13 protein-coding genes are annotated in these 12767 nt (G+C 72.5%); 2 read left to right on the top strand and 11 right to left on the bottom strand.

Translation table 11 applies throughout. The features are described 5' to 3' along the window. Positions 1-50: 50 nt before the first annotated feature. The 9 genes from AB0M76_RS03085 to AB0M76_RS03045 form a co-directional block, all read right to left on the bottom strand. Positions 51-455, bottom strand: a complete 405-nt coding sequence (locus AB0M76_RS03085) for a GNAT family N-acetyltransferase (RefSeq protein ID WP_266665408.1) — start codon at positions 453-455, stop codon at positions 51-53. Further along, a complete protein-coding gene (gene purB, locus AB0M76_RS03080) occupies positions 442-1749 on the bottom strand; it encodes an adenylosuccinate lyase (protein WP_365951227.1) in 1308 nt (435 codons plus the stop codon). Before purB ends, AB0M76_RS03085 begins: the two co-directional genes overlap by 14 nt. Before the next feature lie 141 nt (positions 1750-1890). Next, positions 1891-3933, bottom strand: coding sequence for a BTAD domain-containing putative transcriptional regulator (locus AB0M76_RS03075; RefSeq protein ID WP_365951226.1), 2043 nt, complete (start codon positions 3931-3933; stop codon positions 1891-1893). A 64-nt stretch (positions 3934-3997) separates the two neighbouring features. Beyond that, the gene (locus tag AB0M76_RS03070) at positions 3998-4321 is read right to left on the bottom strand and encodes a PqqD family protein (protein ID WP_365951225.1); all 324 of its coding nucleotides are present in this window, start codon (positions 4319-4321) and stop codon (positions 3998-4000) included. After that, positions 4321-5103: a hypothetical protein gene (locus AB0M76_RS03065; protein WP_365951224.1), complete on the bottom strand. Its 783-nt coding sequence runs from the start codon at positions 5101-5103 to the stop codon at positions 4321-4323. The genes AB0M76_RS03070 and AB0M76_RS03065 overlap by 1 nt, the downstream gene beginning before the upstream one ends. A gap of 548 nt (positions 5104-5651) precedes the next feature. Beyond that, the gene (locus AB0M76_RS03060) at positions 5652-6173 is read right to left on the bottom strand and encodes a DUF5956 family protein (RefSeq protein ID WP_365951223.1); all 522 of its coding nucleotides are present in this window, start codon (positions 6171-6173) and stop codon (positions 5652-5654) included. Between the two features lie 105 nt (positions 6174-6278). After that, the gene (gene codA, locus AB0M76_RS03055) at positions 6279-7574 is read right to left on the bottom strand and encodes a cytosine deaminase (RefSeq protein ID WP_365951222.1); all 1296 of its coding nucleotides are present in this window, start codon (positions 7572-7574) and stop codon (positions 6279-6281) included. Positions 7575-7653: 79 nt separating this feature from the next. Continuing rightward, on the bottom strand, positions 7654-7821 hold the full coding sequence (locus tag AB0M76_RS03050) for a hypothetical protein (protein ID WP_266627081.1): 168 nt from the start codon (positions 7819-7821) through the stop codon (positions 7654-7656). 89 nt (positions 7822-7910) lie between these two features. Beyond that, entirely contained in the window at positions 7911-8075 is a 165-nt protein-coding gene (locus tag AB0M76_RS03045) for a hypothetical protein (protein WP_365951221.1), read from the bottom strand. A gap of 93 nt (positions 8076-8168) precedes the next feature. Here AB0M76_RS03045 and AB0M76_RS03040 point away from each other — a divergent pair, with 93 nt between their 5' ends. Together AB0M76_RS03040 and AB0M76_RS03035 are read left to right on the top strand one after the other, a co-directional pair. Beyond that, complete coding sequence (locus tag AB0M76_RS03040; protein WP_365951220.1) at positions 8169-9971, top strand: prolyl oligopeptidase family serine peptidase; 1803 nt, start codon at positions 8169-8171, stop codon at positions 9969-9971. 79 nt (positions 9972-10050) lie between these two features. Beyond that, entirely contained in the window at positions 10051-10863 is an 813-nt protein-coding gene (locus AB0M76_RS03035) for an SURF1 family protein (RefSeq protein WP_365951219.1), read from the top strand. Here AB0M76_RS03035 and AB0M76_RS03030 read toward each other — a convergent pair. Beyond that, positions 10835-11929, bottom strand: coding sequence for a hypothetical protein (locus tag AB0M76_RS03030; protein ID WP_365951218.1), 1095 nt, complete (start codon positions 11927-11929; stop codon positions 10835-10837). The genes AB0M76_RS03035 and AB0M76_RS03030 overlap by 29 nt on opposite strands. Then, on the bottom strand, positions 11926-12615 hold the full coding sequence (locus tag AB0M76_RS03025; RefSeq protein ID WP_365951386.1) for a SigE family RNA polymerase sigma factor: 690 nt from the start codon (positions 12613-12615) through the stop codon (positions 11926-11928). Before AB0M76_RS03025 ends, AB0M76_RS03030 begins: the two co-directional genes overlap by 4 nt. Positions 12616-12767: the final 152 nt, after the last annotated feature.

The raw sequence follows: 12767 nt of genomic DNA, 5'->3' as shown, positions 1-12767 counted from the left end.
GACGGCGGTTCGGGATCGGGGAGGGACGGCCGACCCCGCGGGGCCCGGCTTCAGCCGAGCGCATCGATGGTCCATGCGGACTCGTGGCGGGTGAACCCGATGTGGGGGTAGTACGCGACGGCGGCCGGCGCCGAAAGCAGCACGAGCTTGGCCTGCGGCGCGGCTTCCCGGGTGGCCCGGATCAGGTCCCGGCCCACGCCGCGCCGCTGGAACTCGGCGTCCACGGCGATGTCGCTCAGGTACGTGACGTACGAGCCGTCGGTGATCGAGCGCGCGATGCCGATGAGCCGGCCGTCGAGGCGGGCCGTGATCACGAGGTTGGCACCGGCGAGCATCCGGGTGAACCGCTCGACGTCCTCGATGGGACGGCGCTCGCCGAGGGTGGACGCGCGGTAGAGGGCGGTGACTTCGGTGACGTCGAGGCTGGCACCGACGACGGGCTCACACTTCCACATGGTCTTGCAGCTCCTTGCTCAGTTCGATCAGTCGGGACTTCAGGTGGTCGCGGTTGCCGAGGAAGCGCCGCGGGTCCATTTGCTCACCGGTGACGTCCACACCGCGGGAGCCGAGGCCCTCGGCGAGACTCGAGCCGGTCTCCCACGCCTCGGTGGCCGCGGCCTGGACCAGCCGGTAGGCCTCCTCGCGGTCCCGGCCCCGGTCGACCAGGTCCAAGAACACCTCGGAGCTGTAGACCAGGCCCCGGGTGGCGTCGATGTTGCGCTCCATGCGCTCGGGGAACACCCGCAGCCCGTGCAGCAGCCCGGCGGCGGAGACGAGCTGGTAGTGGGCCACCGTCAGGCTGTCGGGCAGGATGACGCGCTCCACCGAGGAGTGCGCGAGGTCCCGCTCGTGCCACAGCGCGACGTTCTCGTAGGCCGCCCCGGCGTTGGAGCGCAGGATCCGGGCGAGGCCGCACAGCCGCTCGCTCGTCGTCGGGTTGCGCTTGTGCGGCATCGCGCTCGACCCCTGGTACGCGCTGGTCCGCGGCTCGTCGACCTCGCCGACCTCGGTGCGCTGGAGCATCCGCATCTCGAGGGCGAACTGCTCGACGACGGCCCCCGTCACGGCGAGCGCGGAGAGCAGCTCGGCGTGCCGGTCGCGCGCCACGACCTGGGTCGGCATCGGCTCGACGCCGAGCCCGAGTCGGCCGCAGACCCACTCCTCGACGTACGGGGAGATGTGCGCGTACGTGCCCACGGGACCGGAGATGGTTCCCACGGCCACGGCGGCGCGGGCCGCGGTCAGCCGGGCGATGCTCCGGTGCAGGGCGAAGGCGTGCACGGCGAGCTTCTGCCCGAAGGTGGTGGGTTCGGCGTGGATGCCGTGGGTGCGGGCGATGCACACCGTGTCCCAGTGCTCCAGGGCGCGCTCCACGAGCAGTTCGGCGAACGTACGGGCGGCGTTCAGCACGAGGTCGCAACTGCGCGCCAGAATGTGCCCGAGGGAGGTGTCGACGAGGTCGTAGCTCGTCATCCCGTGGTGCACCCACCGCGCGGAAGCGGCCGGCATCGTCTCCGTGTAGGCCGCGAGGAAGGCGAGGATCTCGTGGTCGCGGGTGAGCTCCAGCTCCCGGATGCGGGCGACGGCGGGGACGGGGGCGCGGCGGATGTCGTCCAGGCTGCCCTGGTCCACGACGCCCAGTTCGACCTGGGCCGTGGTCGCCAGCACTTCGACGCGCGTCCAGGTCTCGTACTTGTGCTCCTCGGTCCAGAGCGCGGCCATCTCCGGAGTGGAATAGCGTTCGATCAACGTCGGTTCTCCTCGGATCTCCCCGTGGGCCGGGACCGGGGGCGGGCGGACACACCTCGGGCGGCACGGCGGGGGACGGGACGTGGGGGGTGTGGGGATCGTGGTGTGTCGTGGGGTCGTGGGGTCGTGGGGTCGTGGGGCTCAGGCGGTGAAGCCGAGCTCCGGTGGCAGGGCGGCAGCGGGAACGGCGGCGGCTCCGGCCCGCACGGCCGGTCCGGTCGCGGGCGCGGTGGCCCGTAGCGGGACCAGCGCTCCGGCCGGCCTCGTGTACCAGGCGGCCAGCGCGTTCTGCACCGCGCCGTGCCGGCTCTGCATCGAGTCCACGTCGAACGTGAGCTCCCGCGCGTACAGCCGGACCAGCGGGTGGTACGAGAAGCGCACCCCGCTGCCCTTGACGAAGTCGGCGTCCAGCAGGTGCTGCGCGGTCAGCCGCTCGAGCGTCTCCTCGGCACGGTCGTCCGGCAGCCCCAGCGCGGCCGCGGCCACCCGTACCGGGAACGAGGCCATCTCCAGCAGGCTGAGCAGCCGGAACGCCCGCCGCTCCGGAGCGTCCAGGGCGGCGTAGCCGACCGCCAGGCTCTCGCGGACGCCGAGGTCGCCGACCACCAGCTCGTCGAGCCTTCTGCGGTCCGACTCCAGCCGCCGGGCGAGCGTCTCCAGGCGCCAGTGCGGCCGCTCCAGCAGCCGCGCGCCGACGATCCGGATGGCCAGGGGCAGCCGCCCGCAGTGCCGCACCAGGTCCTGCGCGGCCCCCTCCTCGGCCGCCACCCGCTCGCGGCCGATGATCCGGGCCAGGATCTCGCGGGACTCCTCCGCCGACAGCAGCCCGAGTCGTACGTGCCGGGTGCCGCCCAGGGTGGACAGCATCTCCAGGCTGGTCACCACGGCCGCGCAGGTCGGCGAGGCCGGCAGCAGCGGCCGTACCTGGGCCTCGTCGCGCGCCCCGTCCAGCACGATCAGCACCCGCCGGTGGGAGAGCAGCCCCCGGTACAGGGCCACCAGTTCGGCGAACTCCGCCGGCACGGCGCCGGGGGCCACCCCGAGTGCGCGCACCAGCTCGCCGAGCACGTCCGCCGGCTCACGGAAGTCGCCCCCGCGCTGGAGTTCGACGTACAGCTGGCCGTCGGGGAAGACGGGGCTGACGGCGTGGGCGACCCGGACCGCCATGGTGGTCTTGCCGACCCCGGCGGCCCCGTACAGATTGAGCGTCTGCGGGACGGTGCGCTCCGCACCGTCCCGGGAGACGTCCCGCAGCCGCTGGATCAGCTCGGCCTCGATGCCGGGCCGGGCGAACTCCGCAAGGCGTGGCGGGAGGGTGTACGGGGAGGCCGCACTCCCGGCGGCGCCGGCGACCGGGCGCAGGCTCGTGCCACCGCCACCGCCACCGCCACCACCGCTGCCGGCTGCGGCGAAGGCGCGCGGCGCCGGATCCGGCTCCCCGTCGGACCGGGCGGCGGGCCCGGCGAGGATCTGCCGGTGGGTGGCGCGGAGTTCCTCGCCGGGTTCCACGCCGAGTTCCTCCGACAGCAGGCGCCGGGCCTCCTGGTACGTGGCGAGAGCCTCGCCCTGGCGGCCCGCCTTGTACAGGGCCGTCATCAGACGGCCCCACGCGCTTTCCCTGAAAGGGTGTTCGGATACGAGGGCCCTGAGCCGGGGCAGGACCTCGGCGCAGCGCCCCACCGCCATTTCGGCGTCGGCCCAGCTTTCCGTGGCATTCAACCAGCGTTCAAGCAAGGCTGCACCGTCGCCCTGGTGGAGGTATTCCGAGGGGATGTCGACGAGCGGGGTGCCATTGGTCTGCTCCAACGCCGACCGGAACAGCCGGGCGCGTTCGGCCGGTTCGGCGCAGAGTTCCGCCTTGTGCAGGAGGAGATTGAACCGGTCGAGGTCGAGCCGCTCGCCGTCGATCGCGATCGCGTAGCCGGAGGCCCGGCTGACGACCACGTCGGCGCCCAGCACCTTGCGCAGGCGGGCGATGTACCCCTGGAGCGTCTTGCGTGCGGTCAGCGGGGGTTCGCCGCCCCACAGCTGCTGGATGAGCTCCTCCGCGGTGAGGGTGCGGTTGGCGCGGAGCAGCAGGGCGGCCAGCACGACCCGGTGTTTCGCCTGCGGAATCTCTAATAACTCACCGTTCCGCCGTACGGTCAGCGGACCGAATACATCGAACTGGAGATCGTCCAGCATGTGATGCCCCCGAAATTTCAAACCCACGGGCAAATGTGCAGGAGGCGGTGGCCTCTTGTAGAATTCAGCTCCGAGAATCGCCTTGCGTAATGTTCACGACATCGTGCTGCGCGAGTTCCGTGAAGAGCTCAACAATGTCCTGCACCACGGATTCCTGATCGATCTCGTATTCCTTGGCGATCAGCGCGGCGATATCGCTCACGGTGCGCTTTCCGTCGATCTGCCGCCAGATGTGGGCGGCGGACGCGGTCAGCTCGAAGAAGTGCTCGTACCCGCCGACCACCGTCGTGCCGCGGTGGTTGCGGATCTTCACGTTCAGCGGCAGCGAGGCCACCGAACCAGGCCCCACCTGCAAGTTTTCATCGAGCGGAGTTTCGTCGAGCGGCATCAGACCGACACCTCCATGGAGATCCGCTGGCAGACGGCGATGGTCTCCTCGACCCACTTCTGCGGGTTGTCCGGGTCGAAGGAGCGCATCGTCTCGATGGCCCAGTACGCGTCGAACGGCAGCAGCCCGGGGTTCAGGATCTCCATCCGCCGGGCCCGCCACTTCGGCCACAGGCTGCCGAACTGGCCCAGGCTCGCCTGGAGCGCGTCGACGGCGTGGTTGAAGGCGTTCTTGGTCGCGATGACCGCGCTGTACAGGTCGCCCCGGGCGATCTGGCCGGCCGCGTCCTCGGTGTAGCTGTCGGCCTGCTTGAGCGAGTTCACGATCAGCACCGACCGGTGGGCCGAGGCCGCGAGCCGCTCGCGCGTGGCCGCCAGCCAGGCACCGTCGTCGGCTGCAGCGGCGTACGGGAGCCGCTCCAGCATGGCGATCTCGTGGTAGCTGAGGGTGCGCCAGGTGCCCTGATTGTCGGCGAACTGCTCCTGGGAGACCTTCGAGAGGACCTGCTCCAGCTGGGACGAGGTCCAGTACTCGATGTCCCAGCGGCGGCCGTCGACGAACGTGCCCTCGTACTGGAGCGTGTTCGGTTCGAGCGCGACGTGGTTGGTCTCGTCGATCGTGCTGGCCCAGACGTCCTTGGTGACCACGTGGACGTCGAGGTCACTGGTCGGGTTGCCCCAGCCTCTGATCAGGGAGCCGCTTGCGAACACCGTCTCGTACTCGTCCGGGAGCAGGTTGCGGCTCCCTAACGCAGCGATTACCCCGGAGGTGTCATACGTCATGAGGCACGGCCCTTCCCCGTCTCGGCCCGCCGCGACCGAGATCATCGGCCGGCGGCGCGCTCTGGTTCCACTTGGGTCGCCGCCACGGAGTCCGAACGGGCGGCGCGCCTCGGAAAGGTGATCTCCGATCCCGAGGTCAATTCCGGCACACCCGAAAAATCGGCTGGCCATTTTTGGACTCTAGCAATGATCGTTAACGCCGCGGCAGTCCGAATGATGCGACGTCAGTCACATTACACAACTCTTGAACTTCCTTGCAGGCCAGCATATTGACGCTCCTTCAACTGCGTCCAGAAGCAACTCGTGGCGAGAATTGGACTTTACATTGCAGGCGCCATGAGGTCTGTAAGGAGAGCATCAGGAATGCGGTGCGGGCCCGACGACCCGCTGCAATCCGCGGGCGCACGGCGGACCCGGCCCCGCCCCGGCCGCTGCGGCGGCGCCGCGGTGAGCCCCGCGCAGGCGCGGGCAGCCCAGGGGCGAGTGCAGGTTCTCGCCACCGGCGGCGAGGATCCACGGGCGAAATCGGCGGGTTACCCGGTCCTGGCCTACGTGTCGCTGCCGGACTCGGCTGCCAGGGCGGCGAGTTCGTCCCGGGTCAGCGCGAGAAAGGCGGCCGACGCCCGGACCTCCACCCCGCGTTCCTCCGCCACCGCCCGGAGGCGGTCGAGGACCGCCCCGACCGTGGGAAGGGAGCCGAGCGGGCGCAACAGCCACAGGCGGCCCGGCGGCCGGTGCGGGAGGCCGAGCTCAGTGAGGACCTCCTCGGCCTCCCAGTCGAGGTCGTGCAGGTCGGGCTCGGAGAGCGGGGCGGCCTCCACGCCGGTGATGTGCCCGTGGCCGTCCAGCCGGGTCTCCACCGCCCAGTGGGTGGAGCGGTCCGGGATCCAGGTCCGGGCCGCCGGGGGCCACACGTACGGGAGGAACACCCACAGCATGTCCTCGGGCGCGGGCTCCCAGCCGAGCACCTCCAGCTCCCGGACCTCGGGCAGCCTGTCCGGCTCCTGCTCGCTGCGGCCGGTGCGGCGCAGTGCGAGCGGGTGCGGTGTTCCGTCCTCGTCCCACGACATGCGCGCAGGCTATCGCCGGTCGAGCGGGTTGGCACCGATCCGCTGCGCCGCGCCGCCCGCGACATAGGCCGCGGCCGCACGTCCATGTCGTCATGGGGCGTGAGCCTACGTCCGGCGGAAATCCACCTCCGACGGCGGCTCCCCCGGCCAGTTCAGCCGGGTCGGCGCCGGCCGCGTCTCGGCGAGGACCGTCCCGCGCGAGACCACGTACCGCGGCCGGACCTGGCGGCGGAGCGCCTCGGCGGGGGTCTCGGCCGGCAGCAGCACGAAGGAGGCGGGCGCGCCCTCCGCGATGCCGTACTCCGAGCCCGTCAGCCCCAGCACCCGCGCCGCACGCTCCGTCACCATCTCGAAGGCCACCGGGATCTCGTCCGCTCCCGTGAGCTGCGCCGCGTACAGCCCGACGAGGGCGGTCTGGAGCGGGTCGGCGGTGCCGAGCGCGTTCCACGGGTCCATCACGTCGTCGTGGCCGAAGGCCACGTTGACCCCGGCCGCCAGCATCTCCTTGACCTGGGTGAGGCCACGCCGCCTGGGGTAGCCGTCGAAGCGGCCCTGGAGGTTGAGGTTCGCGAAGGGGTTGGAGACCAGGTTGATCCCGGAACGGGACAGCAGCCGCTGGAGTTTGAAGCTGTACGCGCCGCCGTAGGAGCCCATCGCCGTCGTGTGCGAGGCCGTCGCCCGCTCCCGCAGCCCCGACCGCAGCGCGAGCGCGGCCAGCACCTCCACGAACCGGGACTGCTCGTCGTCGATCTCGTCACAGTGGGCGTCCACGCGCAGGCCGTGTTCCTCGGCCACGGCGAAGGCGATGCCCAGCGACGCCACCCCGTCCTCGCGGGTGTCCTCGAAGTGCGGGATCGCCCCGACGACGTCCGCGCCGCGTGCGACCGCCTCGCGCAGCAGCGCCTCGCCGTCCGGGAAGGAGACGATGCCCTCCTGCGGGAAGGCGACGATCTGGAGGGTCATGAACTCCCGGACCCGGTCGCGGACCTCCAGCAGCGCGTCCAGCGCGGTGAGTGCCGGGTCGGTGACGTCGCAGTGCGACCGTACGTGCAGCACGCCCTGGGCCGCCTGCCAGCGCAGCACCTCCGTGGCCCGGGCGACGACGTCCTCGCGGGTCAGGGTCGCTTTGCGCTCGCTCCAGCAGGCGATGCCCTCCCACAGCGTCCCGGAGGCGTTCGGGCGCGGCTCGCCGGCGGTCAGGGCCGTGTCCAGGTGGATGTGCGGCTCGACGAAGGGGGGCGACAGCAGCCCGCCGTGCGCCTCGATCAGCACGCCGGTGGCCGGCGGCTCCTTCTGGTCGTCGTACGGGACCACCCGCGCGATCCGGCCGTCCTCGGCGACCTCGACGTCGTACAGGCCGTCAGTGTGCAGCAGCCGGGCACCCCGGACGATCATCCGCATGCGGCCACCCTACGACCGTGGCCTGTGGTTTCCCGGGGAAACCACAGGCCACGACCGGTGAATCGGCAACGGCAGCGGCTCAGCCGCGCTTGGCCTGGGCCTTCTGCTGCATGCCCCTCGTCTTCGCCGACACGGACTGCACGTCTCTGACCGCGGCCTTGGCGCGCGCCTCGGCCGCCGTGTTCTTCGCCCGTTCGTGCGCGCGCTCCGCGGCCTGTGCCGTGCCGGTACGAGCCTTCCTGGCCATGATCACTCCTCCTCGGGACACGCCGGAGGGCCTACGCCCTCCACTGTCCCTCCGTTCGGAGGAGGCGGCATCCGGGGCAAGGGCCAGGGTCAGCCGCGCCCGCCCTTACGGCGCTGCTCGCGCATCCGGTCTTCCTTCATGGCCTCCGTCTGTGCCTGTCGGACGTCCTCGATCAGCTGCGCCGGCTTCTGCGGGGCCCCGGACTCCGACGACCGGAGGTTCTCCTGAGTCGACTCCTTGCGCTTCTTCGCCATGATCGCTCCTCACTGGAAAACGGCTGGGTGGGACCCCGCCCACGCTGCCTCCTCCGGCCCTTCACGACCATCCGGCAGCGCCAATCGGGTTACATGAGGGGTATGACTGACAACACGGCCATGCCGGACTGGGAGAAGCGCTTCCGGGCGCCGCGCGTCGGGCTGCCCGACTGGGCCGAGGACGCCCCGGACCGCTCGCTCTTCGTCTCGAACGCGACCGGGACCTACGAGCTCTACGCCTGGGACCGCGCCACCGGCACGCAGCGGCAGGCAACCGACCGACCCAACGGGACCACCGACGGAACCCTCTCCCCCGACGGCGAGTGGATCTGGTGGTTCTCCGACACCGACGGCGACGAGTTCGGCACCTGGGTGCGCCAGCCCTTCGCGGGCGGCCCCGACGAGCCCGCCACCCCCGGGCTGGAGCCCTCGTACCCCGGCGGGCTCGCCATCGGGCGCGACGGGACCTCGGTCGTCGGCCGCTCCACCGACGAGGACGGCTCGACCATCCACGTGGTGCGGCCTGACGGCACCGAGCCCGTGGTGATCTACCGGCACCGGGAATCGGCCGGCGTCGGCGACCTCTCTCACGACGGCACCCTGATCGCGATCGAGCACACCGAGCACGGCGATGCCATGCACTCGGCCCTGCGCGTGGTCACCCTCGACGGCGCCACGGTCGCCGAGCTCGACGACTCCCGCGGCGGCACGGTGGAGCTGGGCCTGGAGGTGCTCGGCTTCGCGCCGGTCGCCGGCGACACCCGGCTGCTGGTCGGCCACCAGCGGCGCGGCCGCTGGGAGCCGATGGTGTGGGACGTGGCCACCGGCGCCCAGCAGGACCTGGCGATCGAGCTGCCGGGCGATGTGAGCGCCGAGTGGTACCCGGACGGCTCCGCACTGCTGATCGCGCACAGCTTCGAGGCGCGCAGCGAGCTCTGGCGCTACGACCTGGCCGCGCAGGAGCTCGCCAGGGTCGACACCCCGCCCGGCACGGTCTCGGGCGCGACGGCCCGGCCCGACGGCACGGTCGAGTACCAGTGGTCCTCGGCGGCCGAGCCCTCTTCCGTACGGTCCACCGCGGGCGGGATCGTCCTGGACCCGCCGGGGTTCCGGCCGCCCGGCTCGGTGCCGGTGGAGGACGTGTGGGTGGACGGCCCGGGCGGGCGGATCCACGCACTGGCGCAGCGGCCCCAGGGCCACGGAGACGGCCCCTTCCCGACCGTCTTCGAGGTGCACGGCGGGCCCACCCACCACGACAGCGACTCCTTCGCGGCGACCCCGGCGGCCTGGCTGGACCACGGCTTCGCGGTCGTCCGGGTCAACTACCGGGGCTCGACGGGGTACGGCCGCGAATGGACCGACGCCCTCAAGCACCGCGTCGGCCTGATCGAGCTCGAGGACATCGAGGCCGTCCGCGCGTGGGCGGTGGCCTCCGGCCTCGCCGACCCGGCGCGCCTCGTGCTGTCCGGCGGCTCCTGGGGCGGCTACCTGGCCCTGCTGGGCCTGGGCAGGCAGCCCGAGGCCTGGGCCGTGGGCCTGGCCGCCGTACCGGTCGCCGACTACGTCACGGCGTACCACGACGAGATGGAGGCGCTGAAGTCCCTGGACCGCACCCTCTTCGGCGGCACGCCGGAGGAGGTCCCGGAGCGGTTCGAGGCGTCCTCCCCCCTCACGTACGTCGACGCCGTGAAGGCCCCCGTGCACATCGCAGCGGGCGTCAACGACCCGCGCTGCCCGATCCGGCAGATCGAGAACTACGTCGACCGGCTGGCGGCGCGCGGGGCGGTGCACGAGGTGTACCGGTACGACGCCGGGCACGGCTCGCTCGTCGTGGAGGAGCGGATCAAGCAGGTCCGGATGGAGCTCGAGTTCGTGCAGAAGCACCTGCCGCAGTAACAACGTGACGCGGCCCCGGCCGTGGCCCCGCGGTGGCCCCGGCCCCGGTGATCCGGTGCACCCCCCGTACGGTGGTGGGGTGCACCGGTTTCTCCTGACCCCGCGGTGGTGGGGGATCAACGTCTTCGTCGCGCTCGCCGTTCCCGTCTGCCTGTTCATGGGGACCTGGCAGCTCGGCCGGTTCGAGGACCGCGTCGACAGCCACAAGGAGGCGGCCGGCGCGCGCCCCGCCGACCAGGTGGCCGCACCGCTGGACTCGCTGCTCCCGGTGGACAAGAAGACCTCCGGACGCCTCGCCTCCGTCTCCGGCGAGTACGCCGACCAGCTGCTCGTCCCCGAGCGGCGGCTCGACGGGAAGTCCGGCTTCTACGTGCTGACCCTGCTGCGCACCGACACCGGCAAGGCCGTCCCGGTGGTCCGGGGCTGGCTGCCGGGCGCGGCGGACGCGGCCCGGGCTCCGGCCGCACCGACCGGGCGGGTCGAGGTGACCGGTGCGCTCCAGGCATCGGAGAGCGCCGGCAGCAAGGGCGTGTACGCCTCGGGCGGGCTCCCGGCCGGGCAGCTCGGCGTGATCGGGTCGGCTTCGCTGGTCAACCTCGTGCCGTACGGGCTGTACGACGCCTGGCTGACGGTGCAGACCCCGGCGGACGGGCTGACCCCGGTGCCCGCACAGGCGCCGAGCAACACCGGGCTCGATCTGAAGGCCTTCCAGAACCTCGGCTACACCGGCGAGTGGTTCGTCTTCGCCGCCTTCGTGCTGTTCATGTGGTTCCGGCTCTACCGCCGCGAGGTGGAGACCCTGCGCGACGCGGAGGCGGGGCTGCTGCCGGAGCCTGCCGTGCAGGAGCCGGCCCCCGCCCCGGCTACGGCTTCGGCGCGTCCAGCGGAATGACGCCCGTCCGGTAGACCGTCCCCCCGCACGCCGCGGGGATCGTCGTCTGCGTGGTCGGCGCACCCGCCGGCGCCGTGTTCGGCTTGTGGGTCACTTCCACCCCGGTGTTGGGGGCCGGACTGCCGGTGCCCGGCTCCGGGCCCGCCGCAGCGGCGCCCGACGCGCGCTGACCGGTGTCCTGGGCGCCGTCCACCGGGGGCTTGGTCCCCGGGTCGGGCGAGGCCGCCGGGCAGGACTGCGCCGAGGGCACCCACGCGAAGCGGACCTCGTACGCCGTGTTCGGCTGGAGCAGCAGCAGCGGCGTCTCCGCCGACGGGTCGGGCAGCCCGGCCGCCGGATCCCCCGCCGTGTGGCCGACCACGGTGACCCCCGAGCCCGTGCCGGGCGCCGAGGCCGTCACCGAGGCCGCGGTCACGGTGTCCGGGCCGGTGACGGTGCAGCCTCGCACCGAGACGTTGGTGACCTTGAAACTGCCGTACACCTTGCCGTCGGCCTCCGGGGCCTTGGCCGTGCCTTGCACGCCGAGCTGCTCCGCGCTGCACCCGGGCAGTCCGGGCGACGTCGCCGGGGGCATCGGGCCGGTGCCGGCCGAGGCGCCCGCCGAGGCTCCCGCGGTGGCCGGGCCGGCCGTACCGCCGCCGGTCGGGGATCCGCCGTACTCCGGTTCCGGCTGCACGCCGGCGCCGCCCGTCTCCACGCCCTTGCCGGCGGCCTCGGCGGACTTGGACGGGGAGCCCGAGCCGTTCTGGTGCGGGTCGGAGGCGCTGCCGCCCCCCGTGGCGGGCTCCTCGCCGTGCCCGGCCATCGCGGAGTGGTCGGCCGCGCCGCTCTCGCCGCCGGTGATGTGCAGGTGCAGGGCCGCCGGGATCGCCGTGCCGGCCAGCAGCACGGCCGCCGCCGCCCCGACGAGGGCCTGGCGCTTGCGGGTCCTGCGTACGGGGACGGCGTACCGCAGCCGCTCGAGCGCGCCCTCGGAGGGCTCCAGGCCATCGACGGCTCCGCGCAGCAGGTTCCGCAGCGCCTGCTCCTCGCCCGCGCCGCCCGGCGGAGTGTGGTCGTCCATCATGACTGCGCAGCCTCCATCGCCACCCGCAGCGCGGCAATGCCCCGCGATCCGTACGCCTTGACCGAGCCGAGCGAGACGCCGAGCGTCTCGGCGACCTGGGCCTCCGTCATGTCCGCGAAGTACCGCAGCACCAGCACCTCGCGCTGACGCCGCTGGAGTCCGCGCATCGCCTTGATGAGATCGTCCCGTTCCAGCTGGTCGTACGCGCCCTCTTCGGCACTGGCCATGTTCGGCATCGGCTTCGAGAGCAGCTTGAGGCCGAGGATGCGGCGGCGCAGCGCGGAGCGCGAGAGGTTGACGACGGTCTGGCGCAGATACGCCAGTGTCTTGTCCCGATCGCGAACCCGGTTGCGGGCCGAGTGGACGCGGATGAACGCCTCCTGGACGACGTCCTCGCAGGAGGCGGTGTCGTCGAGGAGCAGCGCGGCCAGGCGGAGCAGCGAGCGGTAGTGGGCCTGGTAGGTCTCGGTGAGGTGGTCGACCGTGGTGCCGGCGGTGACGGTCGGCTCGGCGGCGACGGGCTCGGCAGCGGCGGACGCCTCCTCCCCGTTCCCCCCGGCCTCCGCGCTATCGCGGGGTGCGGGCACGCGGCCGCCCCGGGTCGGCAGGGCGGAGGGCGCGGCAACCGGCGGCACCGCGGACTGCGGGACGGGAACGATCACCGGGTAGCCACCGGACGCGGGCACACGGGAACGCCGGCGCGGCGCGCTGATTGCGCTGCGCGCCGGTACGACGGCGAAGTCGAGAAGTGCCTCTGCCACGCGAGTTGGACACGCGTCCCCCCACCAGGGTTGTACGCGCGAGGCAGCCTCACCAGCAAAATCCCTATTGCCCTCAT

The organism is Streptomyces sp. NPDC051364, from assembly GCF_040682115.1.
Lineage (GTDB): Bacteria > Actinomycetota > Actinomycetes > Streptomycetales > Streptomycetaceae > Streptomyces.
The sequence above is the reverse complement of the archived record's forward strand: the minus strand, read 5'-3'. Positions and strand labels throughout refer to the sequence as shown.